Below are 17913 nucleotides of genomic sequence, written 5' to 3' on the forward strand. Positions count from 1 at the left end.
ATATTTGTAGCTCAAACTAAAACCCATGTTAAAATTGTCCTTTCGTAACCAGGTACTTGGCGGGTTCGCGCTGTCAATTATATTGGTATTCACGGTTGCTATATTATCCTACAAAAGCTTAAATAATTTGCAGGATGAGAATACTAAGGTTGAGCATACACAGCAGGTTATAAAAGCATCAAACAATTTACTGCAACTACTTATTGATGCCGAAACAGGTATGCGCGGTTATTGTGCTACTTCAAAAAGCCAGTTTTTAGATCCTTATAATTCGTCGGTAGCACTTATACCGAGGCAGGTTGCACAACTGCAATCGTTAATTGACGATAACGACGAACAGGTTCAAAAAGTGTCGGCACTTGCGCCGCTCATTAATAAGCAGTTAATTATCATGCGCAACAATATTGAAATCCATGATAAATATGGGCTTGAGTACATGGTTGAGCGCAATATGCTTTTGAACGGAAAGCTCAATATGGATAGCATCCGTACATTAACATCAGGGGTTATAGATACCGAGAACAGGCTGCTTGCCCAGCGTAAGGCCGCTTCTGAAGCATCGACTGAAAGGGCGGTAACAGTGATAGTGGCCGGCTCAGGTACATTTCTGGTTATTATTATTTTATTATTCTATTACATACAGGGAACATTTAACAGGCAAAAGCAAATTGAAGAAAAAATTACAATTGCTAATGTTGAACTCAACCGTGTATTGCGCGAAAACGAAACACAAAACTGGCTGCTCACCGGTGCCGGACAGCTAAATGAAAAAATGCAGGGCCAGCAAAGCGAAAAAGAACTTTGCGGCAAAATTATATCCGAACTTTGTGGATACACCAATGCCGCAATGGGTACTATTTATCTGTATAACGAACAGGATAAGGAACTGGAGTTATATGGTGCTTATGCATTTAACAACCCTGATTCACTTAAAAAACGGGTTAAACTATCAGAAGGCGTTTTAGGTCAGGCTGCTCAAGATGGCAAGGCCACTGTAGTAAAAGGCAAATTGAACCAAACACTTGCCCTTGAAACATCTTTGTTAAAAGAAGAACTGACCGAAAGCATTATTGTGCCATTCTTCTTTGATAAAAAACTGAAAGGTGTGGTTGAAGTTGCTTATCAACCAGAGCAGCAACATTTGGATGATAATATCAAAAGTTATATGCTGGCTGTTGCTGATGATATAGCAGTTTCAGTTAATACTGCACAGGCACGTACCATTATGCACGACCTGTTTGAAGAAACACAGCAGCAGGCTGAAGAACTGGAAGCGCAACAGGAAGAAATGCGTGTTACCAACGAAGAGCTGCTTAACAAAACCGAAATGCTTCAGGCATCTGAAGAAGAGCTGCGGGTACAACAGGAAGAACTGCGCACCATCAACGCTGAGCTTGAGGAAAAAGCCAGCCTTCTGGAAGAAAAGAACCAGGCCATTGAAGAAGCCCGCCAGGCTATAAATCTTAAGGTAGAAGAGCTCGAGACCACAGGCAAGTACAAGTCGGAATTTTTGGCTAATATGAGCCACGAGTTGCGCACACCGCTTAACAGTATTTTGGTGCTTGCGCGGATACTTAAAGATAACAAAGCGGCTAATCTTACCGAAGATCAGATGAAGTATGCCACCGTTATCTTCAATGCCGGTAACGATCTGCTTACGCTAATTAACGATATTCTCGACCTGTCGAAAATTGAATCGGGTAAGTTGGAAATGCAAAACGAGAATATTAACCTTACCGAAATATTGAGCGACATGGAAATGTTATTCAATGAGGTAGCTACAAATAAAAAGATAAGTTTCAGTACAATAAAAGGCAACACGCCTGATACCATATTTACTGATAAGGTTAGGGTAGAGCAGGTGCTTAAAAATCTGCTTTCAAACGCTTTTAAATTCACCAGCGAGGGCGGTAGCATATCAATAGCCACATCGGCAAATACCGCTAAACAAACTATTAGTTTCCATATAAAAGATAGTGGTATCGGTATTCCGCATGATAAACAGAAGCTGATATTTGAAGCGTTTCAGCAAGCTGATGGATCAACCAGTCGTAAATACGGCGGTACAGGTTTAGGGCTGTCAATCAGTCGTGAGCTGGCGTTCTTACTTGGTGGAAATATAAGTCTTACAAGTGAGCCGGGAGTAGGTAGTGAATTTACGCTTACCCTTCCGTTTGAAGCTAAACATGTGCTTGTTGATAACGTTGTGCCTACTGCCGAAACCTTTACGCCGCCTGCGCAGTTTTTAGCTGCGGCAAAACCTGCCGCACCGCGTACAGACCGCGAGCCACTGGTGGTGATTGTTGAAGACGACAGGAACTTTGCCGATATATTAAAGGATTACTCGCGCGACCATGGTTACAAATCCATCATTGTAAATGAAGGTACAAATGCGGTTGAAGTAATTAAAGAAAACCAGCCCGACGCGGTTATACTGGATATTATGTTGCCGGGAAAAGACGGCTGGCAGATATTAAAGGAACTTAAGCATGATGAAGCTACCTTGCACATTCCGGTGCATTTAATGTCGGCAGGAGAGGCGGCAGCTAACCGCGTTCGCCGCGAAGGTGCTATCAGCTTCCTTAAAAAGCCTATAGATACCAATGCGCTTGATAAACTGTTTGCCGATATGCAACAGGCAGGCGGCAAGTTTAAACAAATACTGCTTGTTGAAGATCATCAGGCGCAAAGCCAGGCATTAAAGGACATGATGCAGGCACAGGGTATAGCTGTTGATCAGGCTTTTGACGGCGAATCGGCTTTCAGGATGCTGCACGAGAATGATTACCAGTGTGTAATACTTGATCTTAACCTTCCCGATATTTCAGGACTTGATTTGCTGGACAAGATAAAAGCGGTTGACAAGTTTTTGGAATTGCCGGTTATCATTAATACGGCAATGGAGCTCGATAAAACATCGGTTAACAGGCTGATGCAGTATGCCAATGCCATGGTGATAAAAACCAACAAATCATCAGACAGGCTGATTGATGAGGTTAACCTTTTCCTTAACAAGATATCACAAACAAGTACACAACCGGCGGTTAGTTCAGGCCCTAAAGCCAGTGCCGTATCAAAAGGGAAAGAAGTTATAAAAGGCAAAAAAGTGCTGATTGTTGATGATGATATGCGTAACATCTTTGCCCTCAGCAGTGCACTTCAAAGCTATGATATGCAGGTTGAGATAGCCAACGACGGTGAAGAGGCTATTGTAAAGCTTGAAGAAGTACAAGGCATTGATATTGTATTAATGGACATTATGATGCCGAAAATGGATGGTTACGAAGCTACTAAGCATATCCGCAGGCAAAACAAATGGGCCAAGTTACCCGTAATAGCTTTAACAGCCAAGGCAATGAAAGACGACCGTGAGAAGTGTATAGCAGCAGGGGCTAATGATTACATCACTAAACCTGTTGACATGGATCGGCTGGTGGCGTTGATGCAATTATGGCTGGAAAGCTAAGCGTATGAAAACAGACACCCTTACAGGCATTACAACCGAACAACTGGACGAACTGATTGGCCTGATAAAAGGGGTACATGGTTTTGACTTCGGCGACTATAGCAAGGCTTCATTAAAACGACGTGTCACCCGGGTGATCAACCTGAAAAAACTTGGTTTTTACGACTTGAAACATATGCTGGTAAACGATGCTGACTTTTTTCAGCATTTTTTGGAAGAGGTTACCGTGAACGTTACCGAAATGTTTCGTGATCCTACCTTTTACAAAGGCTTATGTTCGCAGGTTGTGCCATACCTGTCAACTTATCAGCATATAAAAATATGGAGCGCGGGTTGCTCCTCGGGTGAGGAAGTTTACTCACTGGCCATACTGATGCGTGAAGCCGGCTTAAAACGAAAGTCATTTATTTACGGCACCGATATTAACACCGAGGTATTAAAAGAGGCACGCAAGGGCATATACAGCTTTAAGCGTATAAAAAGCTATGCCGAAAATTATGTGTTTGCAGGTTTCAATGGCTCGTTGACCGACCATTTTACGGTGATGTATGATGCCGCTACAATACATAATGAGTTAAAGCAGAATACGCTTTTTTCAGTGCATAACCTGGTGTCCGACGGGGTGTTTAATGAATTTCAGATGATAGTTTGCCGGAATGTTTTCATTTACTTTGAAAGCAAATTGCAGGAGCATATACTGGACCTGTTTTATAATAGTTTATGCCCGCACGGTTTTTTATGTCTCGGCTCAAAAGAAACCATACGGTCAGACGCTTTTCGAAAAAAATTTAAAGTAATAAACAGCAGAGAGAACATTTACCAAAAAATTGGCTCTTGAAAAATCTATAATACAGCATTGGCGTGATACTGATATAGTATTGCTGGGCGGTTCTGCAGGCTCATTTAAGCTGTTTTATCAGATTGTTAAAAGTATCGATCCTGATATAAATAAAGCGATAGTGATTGTAATGCATCGCAAAAAGAATTATTTCAGTGAAATTGAAAAACTTTTTTCTGAACACTCCCGTATATATCTCAAGGAAATAGCAGACAAGGATGTTATATCAAAAAACGCTGTTTATCTGGCTCCTGCAAATTACCATACGCTATTTGAAAACGAAGGTTATTTTAGTTTAGACGTTTCAGAAGCGGTTTGGTATTCAAAACCCTCTATAGATGTAACGTTTGAAAGTGCTGCTGATATTTATGGCGAACGCTGTGCCGCTATACTTGTGTCAGGAGCAAATCAGGATGGCGCAGAAGGATTGTTAAAAATAAAAAGTAATGGTGGCCTTGCCATTGTTCAAGACCCGCGCGACGCTGAAATGGCCGAAATGCCACAGTCGGCCATAGATATTAACGCCGCCGGATACATACTTAGCACAGCACAAATTTTAGAATTGATCAGATCATAATTTTTTCCGTTGACCCCCTCACCTCAAGCACAATTAACAAATGACCCCTGTTAATATTCTTATTGTTGATGACAGGCCCGAGAACATTATTGCACTCGAAGCGCTGCTAAAGCGCGATGATGTACGCCTGTTTACCACAACTTCCCCTAACGAAGCGCTTAAGCTTGCCTGGGAAAACCAGATTGCTATAGCGCTTATTGACGTTCAGATGCCCGAAATGGATGGCTTTGAACTGGCCGAAATGCTTAAATCGAACCCGCGTACCCGCAACATACTGGTGATATTTGTTACCGCAATATCAAAAGAAGCCAAGTATGTTGTTAAAGGCCTGGGAGCCGGCGCGGTTGACTACTTATACAAACCGCTCGACCCTTATATTACCGCCGCGAAGGTTGACGCGTTTATACAACTTGCACGTTCAACTGAAGAGATCAAACAAAAGAATGAGGAGCTGCAAAACTATGCAACTGTAGTTAAAAACTCAGCCGATATTGTTTGTGCTATTGATGCCAAAACGTTTCGTATAAAAAGTATTAATCCGTCGGTTGAAAAGATATTAGGTTACAAGCCGGAAGAAATGCTGAATACCAGTATTGCCGACAGGGTTATTGAAAGCGATAAGCCGTTTTTCAGGCGCAGGCTGGGTGAAATAGTAAAAGACAGCCTGAACTTTGCAGTTATTGAGTTTCAGGTAGAAACGTTTAACAAAACAGTTATCTGGGCCGAAAGCCGGGTGTCGTATCGCAACGGTACCTTGTTTATGAACATCAGCGATGTATCGCCCCAAAAGAGCTACCAGCAGCAGTTAATAAAATCAAAAGAAGCTTCGGACATTGCGCGTAAAGCCAAGGAGTCATTCCTTGCCAACATGAGCCATGAGTTGCGCACACCTATAAACGGGATCTTAGGTATCACCAACTTATTACGCAAAACCGAGGTTGATGAGCAGCAAATGAGCCTGCTGAATTTACTTGAAGTATCGTCGCAATCACTGCTGGGTGTGGTGAATGACGTACTGGATATTTCGAAAATAGAAGCCGGAAAGTTCAGCATTGTGCGTGCTCCGGCTAATTTGCATGAGATACTGAAATCGGTTTACGGCCTGTTAAAATTTAAAGCTGATGAGCAAAACATCGAGTTTATGCTTGAAGTTGCCCCGGATGTGCCTGTAAACATCATGGTTGATTCATTACGTCTTAATCAGGTGTTAATGAACCTGTTGAGTAACGCCATTAAGTTTACAAAAAAAGGCTACGTTAAACTTTCGGTAAAAGTGCTTGAACGAAAGAGTGAAGACGTTAAGCTGGAGTTTTGTGTAAGCGACAGCGGCATCGGCATAGCCAAAGATAATCTCGACCGTATTTTCGATTCATTTGAGCAGGCTAAAGATGATACTACCTTAAAATATGGTGGAACGGGACTTGGCTTAGCTATCGTTAAAAAACTTACCGAACTAAAAGGCGGCGAACTGCTGGTAAGCAGCGAAGTAGACAAAGGAAGCGAGTTTAGGTTTATTAACTGGTATACTATTGCTGCAAAACCTGTTGAAAAAACAGTTTCAAGGCCATCAGAAAAACTTTTGCCTTTTAACAATATTAGCGTACTTGTGGCAGAAGACAATACCGTAAACCAGTTTATGATATCAAAACTGCTTAAAGATTGGAATGCTGTTGTAGATATTGTTGACAACGGCCGTAAGGTACTTACAAAGCTGCAGGAGAATGATTATGATATCATTTTAATGGATACTCATATGCCTGAAATGGATGGTTATGAAGCCGCTCGAAGCATACGTATTGATTTTGCCGAGCCAAAGCGCAGTATCCCTATCATCTCGTTATCAGCCGCTACTTTAGATCATGAACAGCAGGAGGCTATTGCCGCGGGTATGAACGATGTGCTGTCAAAGCCTTTCCAGCCATATCAGCTGCATGAAAAGATTAGTCGTCTGGTAAAAAATAAGAGCCTTAAAAAGCCAGTTTAGTTTGGCCGGTTCCTATTGTGCGGGCTTCGTGTTCAAGTAACCACTGCTTGCGCCATAAGCCTCCGGCATAACCGGTAAGGCTGCCGTTGCTGCCGATAACACGGTGACAGGGCACCACAATCCACAAGTTGTTTTTGCCGTTGGCCGAAGCAATGGCCCGTATAGCAAGCGGATCATTCATCGCCCTCGACATGGCGCCGTAACTGGTGGTAGTGCCATAGGGTATTTGCAGCAGGTACTGCCAAACCCTCTGCTGAAATGCTGTTCCCGGTTGATTGATGGGGAAATCAAACACCATTCGTTTTCCCTCAAAATACTCATCAAACTGCAGCGAAACAGTTTTTAATAATTCAGTCTCAGGCTCATTCGCTTCCAGTTCTTCATCCCTGATAGAAATAGACACAATTGCTCCATCTTCCTCAATTATCCGGGCAATGCCAACAGGGGTTTTATAATATAACACAGGCATAAGGTAAAAGTAGCATTAGTGATTGGAGATCAAAAATTAGAGATTAGTCGAAACCATGCAGATATAGTTGCTAACCTCCAATCTCTACTCACTAATATCTATATTTGTAATCCATGGAATTGTATAAACAGACACTCAGCCTGCTTAAAAAAGAAATATTGCTTGAATGGCGCTCAAAATATGCTTTTAACGGCGTGTTGCTGTATGTGGTATCTACTGTGTTTGTTTGTTATATCTCCTTCAATCTAACTCCTGGCTTCAGCGGCAGCAATGGTTATAAAATAGTTTGGAACGTGCTGTTCTGGGTAATCATGCTGTTCGCCTCAGTTAATGCTATCGCCAAAAGCTTTATGCAGGAAAGTAAAAGCCGTTTGCTGTACTATTACTCCATTGCCGGTCCGCAGGCTATTATCTTGTCAAAAATTATTTATAACATATTGCTGATGGCTTTATTAAGCACATTGGCTATAATTATCTACATCATTTTCTTCAAAAACGTAGTGGGAGACCCGCTGATGTATTTCATATCTGTGCTGACAGGAAGTATCAGTTTTTCAACAGTGTTTACCATGATATCGGCCATTGCTTCAAAAGCAGGCAATAACGGTACACTGATGGCTATTCTGAGTTTTCCTGTGATTATTCCGGTGATACTGGTGCTTATCCGCCTAAGCAAAAACGCCATGGACGGTTTAGAACGCAGCCTTAACTACGGACACTTTGAGGTACTGTTTGCTATAAATGCTATTGTAGTAGCTACATCATTATTGCTTTTTCCTTACTTATGGCGCGATTAAGGGTAATCCTGCTTATACTCACTTTGTGTGTCGGGTACATGTCGTCTCGTGCGCAAGGAACAATTGCAGGCAAAATTGTCAGCGCGGTTAATAAAAGCGGACTATCAGGAGCAAGCGTCTTCCTGAACAATGCGACCCTTGGTACCACTACAGATAATAACGGAAATTTCACATTGAGAAATGTAAGACCCGGGCAATATCAGCTTGTGGTTTCAAACGTTGGTTTCGAGGAGCATATGCAAACCATTATGGTTAATAACACGCTGCTCAACCTGAACAATATCGAGCTACTGCCCAAGGTTACCGAACTGCGTCCGGTGATCATCACAACCAATGCCGACTGGAAGAAAAACTATGAGTCGTTCAAAAAAGACTTTATTGGTACTTCTGATAATGCAAAGCAATGTAAAGTTGTAAATCCAAGGGTAGTAAGCCTGGCTTATTATGGCTCAAAGCGTTTGCTTGAGGCTTATGCGGATGAGTTTTTAGTAGTAGAGAACCATGCCCTGGGTTACAGGGTAAAGTACCTGATAAAAGATTTCAAAAGCGACAAGATAGCCAACATCATATCATACCAGGGCAAAGCGCTTTTTGAAGAACTGCCCGGCAGCGACGTTCAGAAAAAGAAGTGGAAAGAGAAGCGCGACCAAGCCTATTACGGTTCGCCGCAGCATTTTTACCGGTCGTTATATGCCAATGAGCTTACCAAAAGCGGCTTTTTGGTGTATGACTTTACCCGCGACCCTAACCCTCAGCGTCCGCCTGACGATGTAATTCAGCGGAAGCTGAAACAGTTCAAAGGCAATGCCGATTCAACAAGGTTTTGGGCTGATAAGATCAATCTACCCAAATACACTAATGAGCAATTGTACCGTACGCCGCTGCAGGCTAACCAGATAGCTTTTAGCACTGAGGAGCCGGGCATATTTGCTATAACTGCCAAAAGTCATTTGCTGTACGTTATATACACCAAACGGCACGAGGAAGCCGATTTTAGGGAATTATACCGTCCGCTCGATATGGAAAACTTCGAGACAAGTGTAATTAAACTCTATAAAAAGGTCGCTTTCTTTGACATGAATGGAATTATTATCAGCGAAGCGCCTTTATATGAAGGCACATGGTCAAAAGCAAAACTTGCCGAACTGCTGCCGGTTGATTATATGCCTTAATGGTCCTTAAGTCATAGTCAGTTTATCACTACTCACTTAATCAACCATTCACCCAATCAACTAAAATAACTACATTTGTCACCTAAATAATTATGAAATTCATTTATCAATGGTGGTGGAAGGTGCTTGCAGTAGTTACTGTGTTGTACACGCTTGTCGCCGGATTTTTAGGCGGTGTGCCGCGTTTGTTTATTCTGCACGAAACTATACGCAACACCTATTTTCACGTGCCAATGTGGATGGCCATGTTCACCGTATTTACCATATCTGTTATTTATAGCATAAAATACCTTAACAGCGGTAAAGAAGAGCACGACCTGATTGCCGTTGAATGTGCCAATACAGGTGTTTTCTTTTTTGTGCTTGGATTGATAACCGGCATGATATGGGCCAAAAGCACCTGGGGTGAATATTGGAGTAACGACCCGAAGCAAAACAGCGCCGCAATAGCCTTCCTGCTATATTGCGCTTACCTGGTGTTGCGTAATGCTATTGATGAGGAACAAAAACGAGCCAAAATATCAGCTATATATAACATTTTCGCTTTCCCTATCATGATTGTGCTGATTATGGTGCTGCCCCGTATGACCGACTCGCTGCACCCGGGCAACGGCGGCAACCCGGCCTTTGGTAAACTGGATATGGATAACCGTATGCGTTTGGTTCTATATCCCGCGTTTATTGCCTGGAGCCTGATTGGCTTATGGATTGCCACGCTGCGTTACCGCATCAGGCTGATTGAATACAAACAGAACACCCTTTAATTAAGATGAAGAAACTATTCTCCCTTATAATTTTACTGCTAAGTTTCACTGTTACTATGGCGCAGGATGATGCCGGTGTTGAAATGGCCGACGTAATGCGCAGCTCGGGTAAGATCTACGTTGTGGTATCTACATTAGTCATAGTTTTTATCGGCCTGGCCATTTATTTGTTCTCAATAGACAGGCGATTAAAAAAAATCGAAAACGAAAAATAGTTCAAAAATTAAATCTATGTTGTTTAAACATTGATTTGATTTGCTTGTTAACTGGTGTAGCCCGCACACTAAGCGGTTTGCTATTTGCACATGTGCTAAAAATTGTGTCAACTTTGCACGGTTTTAACACCAGTTCGTTTACTTAAATATATTATATGGCTGACTATAATCTTAATGCCGACAATACACATTTCTTTGCCGACGTATGCAAAAACTTCGATTACGCGGCACAATTCACAAAACATGATGCCGGACTGCTCGACCAGATAAAATCGTGCAACAGCGTTTACCGCTTCCGTTTCCCAATACGTAAAGGCGACGGCTTCGAGGTAATTGACGCATGGCGCGTTGAGCACTCGCAGCACCAGTCGCCCACTAAAGGAGGTATCCGTTATAGCGAAATGGTTAACGAGGATGAAGTAATGGCGCTTGCTGCGCTGATGACTTACAAGTGCGCCATTGTTAACGTACCGTTCGGCGGAGCCAAAGGCGGTATCCGTATCAATCCTAAAAATTATACTGTACAGGAGCTTGAAAATATTACCCGCCGTTACACAGTTGAACTTGCCAAAAAGAACTTTATCGGCCCCAGTATTGACGTACCGGCACCTGACTATGGCACCGGTGAGCGTGAAATGAGCTGGATAGCCGACACCTATGCTACCATGAACCCCGGTCAGCTTGATGCAATGGGCTCGGTAACCGGTAAACCTATATCATTACATGGTATCCAGGGCCGCCGGGAAGCAACCGGAAGGGGAGTAGCTATCGCGATACGCGAATGTGTTGATGTGGCTGAAGATATGGAAAAACTGGGTCTAAGCACAGGTATCTCGGGCAAGCGCATTATTGTACAGGGCTTGGGTAATGTTGGTTATTACACTGCTAAATTTTTACAGGAATACGGCGGTATCATTGTTGGCATTTGTGAATTTGAAGGTGCTATATATAATGCTAACGGCCTTGATGTAGAATCGGTATTCCAGCAACGTAAGTCAACCGGGTCGATATTGAACTATCCGGGTGTTACAGTGTTTAAAAACTCAGCCGAAGGTTTGGAGCAACCATGTGATATATTGGTACCTGCCGCCTTAGAAAACCAAATAACCGCCGAAAACGCAGGCCGGATACAGGCAAAGATCATCGCTGAAGGCGCTAACGGGCCTACAACGCCCGAAGCTGAGTCGATATTTTATGCCAAAGGCGGGATTATTATTCCTGACATGTATGCCAATGCCGGTGGTGTAACCGTATCATATTTCGAGTGGTTAAAAAACCTGTCGCATGTGGCATTCGGCCGTATCAACCGCAGGTTTGAAGAAAACACCAACCTTAATATGGTAAACATGGTTGAAGGTATTACCGGTATTAAACTTTCACCTGTTCAACGTGCCACTATCGTTAAAGGTGCAAGTGAACTGGAACTGGTTAACTCAGGTTTGGAAGATACCATGATCCGCTCGTATCACGAAATACGTGAAACATTCAAAAACACTGAAAAGATAGATACCCTGCGTACAGCAGCCTTTGTAGGCGCGATAAATAAGATCGCGGTATCATACCAAACACTTGGTGTTTGGCCGTAAATACACCATAAATTTTAATTTATAAGCGCTGTTGTCTTTGGGCAATAGCGTTTTTTGCTTTTTAAGGGCGTTCCCTTTGGGGCAGGCTTTCCGCTCATACCCCTGCAGGCTTTAGCCACGGGCCGGTATCCGCTGCAATCCTTAATGCCATTGTCCTGACATTGATTTACGAGGGCTAAAAGATGACATGATTTTATTTGCCATTGTGAAGGAGATGCCTGAACTGCTTTTTTTGATTTTTGATTACGCTGATTTCTTACCTCTTATGTGTCATCCTGAGCGTAGCGAAGGATCTATTCGCCGCCAGATGCTTCGTTCCTCAGCATGACAAAAAAGGAAAATAGTAGAAAAAGAACCATACAATCGCTTAATGCACACTTAAAAAAAGATGCGGCATCGTAATGCCGGATGGGCAGAGGCATTGCTTTGGCAGTAACATTGGCCGGCAGTGCGCAGCCGCGAGGTTTCTTTTTGGTTGCTTTTTCTTTTCCGGCAAAAGAAAAAGTAACATCCACTGGCTTAAATAAAGTGGAAAGCCATTGCTAACGGAGCACTGTAGCCCCACCTGACAACTTACTGTAATTGAATAGCCTGTACAAACCCTCTCCAATGGAGAGGGTAGCAATGGCAGTGAGTTATCATAAACATTAATGGTTGACATGCACCGTGCTTCAGTGCAACTGAAGCACGGTGTTGACGGTGTTGACGGTGTTGACGGTGTTGACGGTGTTGACGGTGTTGACGGTGTTGACGGTGTTGACGGTGTTGACGGTGTTGACGGTGTTGACGGTGTTGACGGTGTATACCCTGTTGACGTCAACACCTGCATTTGCATTACCAATCCATAATTATCAAGAACAATTCTAAATAGTATATATCGCTAACAATAAACATTATTCGGACTACGTTTCGTATTTTTGTACCCTGATTTAGAAGGATTAAACCGTATAATGAAAAAGAGTTCAATTTTCGGAATAATTATCATAGCCATTGCCATAGCGGTGGTTATCAGTACTTATTCAAGCTCAAGCACTTATGGTACCTTTGCCGACGCGAAGCAAACCGACAGTGAATTACATATTGTAGGGCATTTAAATAAGCAAAAAGAGCTTTATTACGATGCTACCAAGGATGCCAATTATTTTTCTTTCTATATGAAAGATAATAAAGGCCAGGAGTGTAAAGTAGTGTTTTCGGGTACAAAACCTCAGGACTTTGAGCGCTCAGAGCAGATAGTGCTTACCGGCCAAATGCGCGGCAGTGAGTTCCACGCGTCAAAAATATTAATGAAATGCCCGTCTAAATACACCGAAGATAAATTAGACGTCACCGAAGTTAGCGCTAAAAAGAGCGCCAGTTTATAAAGTTTTTTAATGGATATAGCTTACAAAGGCGAACACCTTTTCCCGGGCCAGCTGGGCCAGATTTTTATTGTACTTGCGTTTGGCGCTGCACTGTTATCGTTCATCAGTTATTATTTTGCGTCAGGTAAAAGTGAAGCCGACCCTGAGCAGCGCACCTGGCTACGTATGGGCCGCATTGGCTTTTGGTTAAACACGGTGGCCATATTGGGTATGGGTACCTGCCTGTTTTATATTCTTTACAATCACTATTTCGAATACCATTATGCATGGTCGTACACCTCGCGTGATCTGCCGGTTTACTACCTTGTTTCAGGTTTCTGGAATGGGCAGGAAGGCGGCTTTTTGCTGTGGATGTTCTGGCAGGCTGTGCTGGGCAATATCCTGATATGGAAAGCAGGCTCATGGGAAAAACCGGTGCTTACTACTGTAGCTTTGTCGCAGGTGATACTTACCTCGATGGTGCTTGGTGTAGAAGTACTAGGTACCCGCATCGGCAGCTCGCCTTTCTTATTACTGCGGGATGCAATGGCCGACGCACCGATATTTAAAAACCCCGACTATCTTTCTTTTATAAAAGACGGCAAGGGCATGAACCCTTCGCTGCAAAACTACTGGATGGTTATCCATCCGCCTACACTGTTTTTGGGTATCGCGGCTATGGTTGTGCCATTTGCTTACGCGGTTGCCGGTTTATGGCAGCGCCGTTATAAAGAATGGGTAACTGTTGCCATTCCATATGCTTTGTTTGCCTGTATGATATTGGGTACAGGTATCATTATGGGATCGTTCTGGGCGTATGAGTCGCTTAACTTTGGCGGTTTCTGGGCCTGGGACCCGGTTGAAAACGCCTCGTTATTCCCGTGGTTAGTGCTGGTTGCGGCATTGCACGTACTTATAGTATTTAAAAATACAGGGCATTCATATTTTACCGCCACATTTTTGGTAATGACCAGCTTTGTTCTGGTATGGTACTCCTCATTCCTTGCGCGAAGCGGTGTATTGGGTGAATCATCAGTGCACGCCTTTACTGATTTGGGCATGTTCGGACAATTGGTATTTGGAATTATTGTTTTCCTTGTGCTTTCGGTTGTATTAATGATTGTCCGCTGGAAAGAGCTACCAATTACCAGGAAGGACGAAGAAACTTACTCCCGTGAGTTCTGGATGTTTGTGGGTGCGGTATTCTTGGGTTTATCATGTTTCCACCTTATTGTGGTTACTTCAGTACCGGTTTGGAACAAAATGTTTGGCACCAGCCTTGCGCCGCCAACTGATACTGTAAAACACTACAATATCATCCAGTCGTCGTTCGCAGTAGTGATAGCACTGTTGAGCGGCTTTACACAATTTTTGAAATACCGCAAAACTGACATAACCCGCTTCTTCATCACTACAGGTGTTTACCTGTTATTCTCAGCGTTGGTAACTGCGCTTATAGTATTTATCACGGGCTTTAACAGGCTTCACTACGTTTTTATACTGGTAATGCTGTGCTCAATTTATTCAATTGTGGCTAACGGTAAAGTTTTAGCTGACGCCCTTAAAGGTAAGTTTAAATTAGCCGGATCAGCAGTAGCACATATCGGTTTTGGGCTGATGCTGGTTGGCGCGCTCATTTCGGCAGGTACGCAAAAAGTCGTGTCTGAAAACCGCACAGGTGAACAATACAGTGCCGAATTCGCCAAAGAGAATGATCCGAAAGAAAACATCTTGTTATATAAAAATGAGCCTATTACCATGGGCGAATACCAGGTAACCTTTAGAGGCGATACCGTTGAAGGCCTAAACCATTATTTCAACGTCGACTATAAAAAAGTTGATGCTGAAGGCAAGGTAAAAGAAGAATTTACATTGCGCCCCAATGTACAGGCTAATGGTAACGGGCAAGGCTTCACGTCGTCTCCTGACACCAAACATTATCCGTTGCACGATCTGTACACGCACATTACCATGACTAATGTGTTAAATACTGAAACACCTGCTGCAAGCGGTGAAGCAGGCCATGGCGAGGCTGAAAATGACGATAAAAATTACGATCCGCCGATGACGCATGAAGTTGCCGTTGGTGATACCATTACCTACCGCGACGGTTTTATAGTGCTGAAAGGTTTGAACAGAAACGCTAAGCTGGAAAGTATCCCGCTTGCTGATGGCGATTTGGCAGTTGGCGCTCAACTTGAAGTTACTTCGCATGGCAAAATCTATAACGCCGAACCTGTGTATCTGATAAAAGGCCGCAGTGTGTTTGATTTTCCGAAGAAGATAGAGGATTTAGGCCTGAAGTTAAAATTTTCTAAGATCATCCCTGACAAAGGCAAAATGGAAATAATGGTTTACCAGCAGCCTGAGAGTAAGAAGAAATTTATTGTAATGAAGGCTATCCAGTTTCCGTACATTAACTTGTTATGGGCAGGTACAATCATTATGGTTATCGGTTTCCTGATGTCGATTTTCAGACGGAATAGCGAATTAAAAGTTCGTTAAGCAATGTCTTTGCAGTTGTATCGCGAACAGGTAGATAATAACGGATTCACTGTTATACCGGCTGTGTACACTGTCGGGGAAATTGATGCTATTTCAAAATCAATTGCGCTTGCAGGACATGTATCGCCAAACTTTCGTAAAACTGACGACCTTTTTGCTATAAGACAGCTTTTTAAGGAAGTACCTGGACTGTTACCGCTTGTTTTTAATGGGAGGTTGAAAGCATTGATCAACAATTTGTTCGGTCCTGAATATTTTCTTATAAAATCTATCTACTTCGATAAACCCGGTAACTCCAACTGGTTTGTCGCCTATCATCAGGACCTTACAATTTCTGTAGATAAAAAGGCCGATATAGAGGGCTTTTCGTCATGGACAATTAAGAGCGATCAGTTTGCTGTGCAACCGCCTGTTACAATACTTAACGATAATTTTACTATCCGGATTCATTTAGACGATACCAATGCGGATAATGGCGCATTAAAGGTTATTCCGGGTATTCATAAGAAAGGCATTTACCGGCCTGATCAAATTGATTTAACTGTTGACAAAGAAACAATTTGCAATGTTCCTGCAGGTGGTGTGATGATTATGAAGCCGTTGCTCATGCATGCATCTAATAGAACGCTAAATAACAAAAACCGGAGAGTGATACATCTTGAATTAAGCAAAGCGGAACTGCCTGATGAAATCAAATGGGCGGAAAGATTAGTACTTTAACTACTCACTTCATTCAACCACTCAATAATCACTACTTTTACCTTATGCGCATAACACTTATCGGTTCGGGCAATGTTGCTACGCATTTGGGTGCGGCGTTTAAAAACGCGGGGCATAAAATTGTGCAGGTGTATAGTCCAACGATGCAAAACGCAGCTTTGCTGGCTTATCATTTAGGTGCGGAACCAATAGACGACCTTGCTAACATTGATCCGGATACCGGCCTCTTTGTTATCGCTGTAAAGGACGATGCTATTAGCGGGATAGCTAAACAACTGTCGGTATATCAAAAGCTTATTGTGCATACTTCGGGTGCAACAAGTATATCTGCATTGGAGATTTTTACTACACAATCAGGAGTTTTCTATCCATTGCAAACCTTCAGTAAAACCCGTGAGCTGGATTTCAGGCAAGTGCCGTTATGCATTGAGGGTGCCAGTGAAGAGATAACTAATACTTTACTAACGCTTGCCCAAACAGTAAGTAATAATGTTTACAAAGTAAGTTCTGATCAACGAAAAACCTTACACCTTGCGGCGGTGTTTGCCTGTAACTTCCCTAATTATTTATATCATATTTCCCAGCAATTACTTGAGCAACATGACCTTCAGTTTGATATTATCCGCCCGCTGATTGACGAGACCGCGCAAAAGGTGCAGCAGTACCTTCCGGCCGATGTGCAAACCGGTCCGGCGGTGCGAAATGATGAAAAAACCATGGAGGCACATTTGCAGTTATTAAATGACAATGCTGAGTTTCAGGTGATTTACAAATTGCTTAGTCAGGGTATTATCAAAATGGAGAAATGGCGGCAGCAACACCGCTAAAATTGTTACTTTTGCCGAAATGAATATTTTTAAGGTAAAGATAAACTTTGAAGAGGCGGGGCACGAAACTGTGGAATTGCCTATTGCCGAAGGTGAATCGGTACTGGATGTATGCCTTGAAAACGGCATTGAACTGCAGCACAATTGCGGTGGTGTATGCGGTTGCAGCACCTGCCATGTATATGTAAACCAGGGGATGGATAACATCCAGGAAATATCAGATAAAGAAGAAGACTTTATTGACCGTGCGGTAAATCCGCGCATTAATTCGCGCCTCGGCTGCCAGTGCGTGGTACTTGATGGCGATATTGAAGTTACACTTCCCGACCAGTCGCAGTTTTTAGGACATTAACAAGCTACATAAATACATGACAGACGACAGATTTGCCCTGCCCATACACTGGAACGACTATGAGGACATTGCCATTGAACTTTATGAAAAGTTTGGTGATGACTTTAACGAGGCTAAAATATACCGCATCCGTTTTACCGACTTACTTGAATGGGTATTGACGTTGCCAAATTTTGCCGGCACGCGTGAAGAAGCAAACGAAGGCCACTTAGAGCAGATACAATCGGCCTGGGTGTACGAATGGCGCGACCATCAATAGTGCCTGCAGTTTGCGGTTTCATGTAGGTAGTTATCAGTG

At 42.9% G+C, this 17913-nt stretch carries 18 protein-coding genes; 16 read left to right on the forward strand and 2 right to left on the reverse strand.

Annotated elements, in window-relative coordinates; all coding sequences use genetic code 11:
• The first annotated feature begins 25 nt into the window (after positions 1-25).
• From EOD41_RS01505 to EOD41_RS01520, 4 genes are read left to right on the forward strand one after another with little or no spacing between them, the layout of a single operon-like run.
• Positions 26-3466, forward strand: a complete 3441-nt coding sequence (locus EOD41_RS01505; protein WP_127703013.1) for a response regulator — start codon at positions 26-28, stop codon at positions 3464-3466.
• Positions 3467-3470: 4 nt separating this feature from the next.
• Entirely contained in the window at positions 3471-4304 is an 834-nt protein-coding gene (locus EOD41_RS01510; protein ID WP_127703014.1) for a CheR family methyltransferase, read from the forward strand.
• Positions 4294-4881, forward strand: coding sequence for a chemotaxis protein CheB (locus EOD41_RS01515; RefSeq protein WP_127703015.1), 588 nt, complete (start codon positions 4294-4296; stop codon positions 4879-4881). The genes EOD41_RS01510 and EOD41_RS01515 overlap by 11 nt, the downstream gene beginning before the upstream one ends.
• A gap of 40 nt (positions 4882-4921) precedes the next feature.
• Positions 4922-6865: a hybrid sensor histidine kinase/response regulator gene (locus tag EOD41_RS01520; protein WP_127703016.1), complete on the forward strand. Its 1944-nt coding sequence runs from the start codon at positions 4922-4924 to the stop codon at positions 6863-6865.
• Here the strand turns inward: EOD41_RS01520 and EOD41_RS01525 are convergent.
• On the reverse strand, positions 6849-7334 hold the full coding sequence (locus EOD41_RS01525; RefSeq protein ID WP_127703017.1) for a methylated-DNA--[protein]-cysteine S-methyltransferase: 486 nt from the start codon (positions 7332-7334) through the stop codon (positions 6849-6851). The genes EOD41_RS01520 and EOD41_RS01525 overlap by 17 nt on opposite strands.
• A gap of 113 nt (positions 7335-7447) precedes the next feature.
• Between EOD41_RS01525 and EOD41_RS01530 the strand changes: the two genes are divergently transcribed.
• The 5 genes from EOD41_RS01530 (at position 7448) to EOD41_RS01550 (ending at position 11868) form a co-directional block, all read left to right on the forward strand.
• Positions 7448-8131: a heme exporter protein CcmB gene (locus tag EOD41_RS01530; RefSeq protein ID WP_127703018.1), complete on the forward strand. Its 684-nt coding sequence runs from the start codon at positions 7448-7450 to the stop codon at positions 8129-8131.
• Positions 8119-9303, forward strand: a complete 1185-nt coding sequence (locus tag EOD41_RS01535; RefSeq protein WP_127703019.1) for a carboxypeptidase-like regulatory domain-containing protein — start codon at positions 8119-8121, stop codon at positions 9301-9303. The genes EOD41_RS01530 and EOD41_RS01535 overlap by 13 nt, the downstream gene beginning before the upstream one ends.
• A gap of 92 nt (positions 9304-9395) precedes the next feature.
• Positions 9396-10067 carry a cytochrome c biogenesis protein CcsA gene (gene ccsA, locus EOD41_RS01540; protein ID WP_394342455.1) on the forward strand — a complete coding sequence of 224 codons (672 nt, stop codon included), beginning with the start codon at positions 9396-9398 and terminating at the stop codon, positions 10065-10067.
• A gap of 5 nt (positions 10068-10072) precedes the next feature.
• Positions 10073-10282, forward strand: a complete 210-nt coding sequence (locus EOD41_RS01545) for a CcmD family protein (RefSeq protein ID WP_127703020.1) — start codon at positions 10073-10075, stop codon at positions 10280-10282.
• 155 nt (positions 10283-10437) lie between these two features.
• The gene (locus tag EOD41_RS01550) at positions 10438-11868 is read left to right on the forward strand and encodes a Glu/Leu/Phe/Val family dehydrogenase (RefSeq protein ID WP_127703021.1); all 1431 of its coding nucleotides are present in this window, start codon (positions 10438-10440) and stop codon (positions 11866-11868) included.
• A gap of 293 nt (positions 11869-12161) precedes the next feature.
• Here EOD41_RS01550 and EOD41_RS20615 read toward each other — a convergent pair whose 3' ends face one another.
• The gene (locus EOD41_RS20615; RefSeq protein WP_164849857.1) at positions 12162-12383 is read right to left on the reverse strand and encodes a hypothetical protein; all 222 of its coding nucleotides are present in this window, start codon (positions 12381-12383) and stop codon (positions 12162-12164) included.
• Between the two features lie 135 nt (positions 12384-12518).
• Between EOD41_RS20615 and EOD41_RS20620 the strand changes: the two genes are divergently transcribed.
• From EOD41_RS20620 to iscX, 7 genes are all read left to right on the forward strand, one after another.
• Positions 12519-12716 carry a hypothetical protein gene (locus tag EOD41_RS20620; protein ID WP_164849858.1) on the forward strand — a complete coding sequence of 66 codons (198 nt, stop codon included), beginning with the start codon at positions 12519-12521 and terminating at the stop codon, positions 12714-12716.
• Positions 12717-12818: 102 nt separating this feature from the next.
• A complete protein-coding gene (locus tag EOD41_RS01560) occupies positions 12819-13232 on the forward strand; it encodes a cytochrome c maturation protein CcmE domain-containing protein (protein WP_127703023.1) in 414 nt (137 codons plus the stop codon).
• A gap of 9 nt (positions 13233-13241) precedes the next feature.
• Positions 13242-15716, forward strand: a complete 2475-nt coding sequence (ccsA, locus tag EOD41_RS01565; RefSeq protein WP_127703024.1) for a cytochrome c biogenesis protein CcsA — start codon at positions 13242-13244, stop codon at positions 15714-15716.
• A 3-nt stretch (positions 15717-15719) separates the two neighbouring features.
• Entirely contained in the window at positions 15720-16436 is a 717-nt protein-coding gene (locus EOD41_RS01570; RefSeq protein WP_127703025.1) for a phytanoyl-CoA dioxygenase family protein, read from the forward strand.
• Between the two features lie 44 nt (positions 16437-16480).
• Positions 16481-17263, forward strand: a complete 783-nt coding sequence (locus tag EOD41_RS01575; RefSeq protein WP_127703026.1) for a Rossmann-like and DUF2520 domain-containing protein — start codon at positions 16481-16483, stop codon at positions 17261-17263.
• Positions 17264-17282: 19 nt separating this feature from the next.
• Positions 17283-17615: a 2Fe-2S iron-sulfur cluster-binding protein gene (locus EOD41_RS01580; protein ID WP_127703027.1), complete on the forward strand. Its 333-nt coding sequence runs from the start codon at positions 17283-17285 to the stop codon at positions 17613-17615.
• 16 nt (positions 17616-17631) lie between these two features.
• Positions 17632-17874, forward strand: coding sequence for a Fe-S cluster assembly protein IscX (gene iscX / locus EOD41_RS01585; RefSeq protein WP_127703028.1), 243 nt, complete (start codon positions 17632-17634; stop codon positions 17872-17874).
• Positions 17875-17913: the final 39 nt, after the last annotated feature.

Source organism: Mucilaginibacter limnophilus, assembly GCF_004005815.1.
GTDB lineage: Bacteria > Bacteroidota > Bacteroidia > Sphingobacteriales > Sphingobacteriaceae > Mucilaginibacter > Mucilaginibacter limnophilus.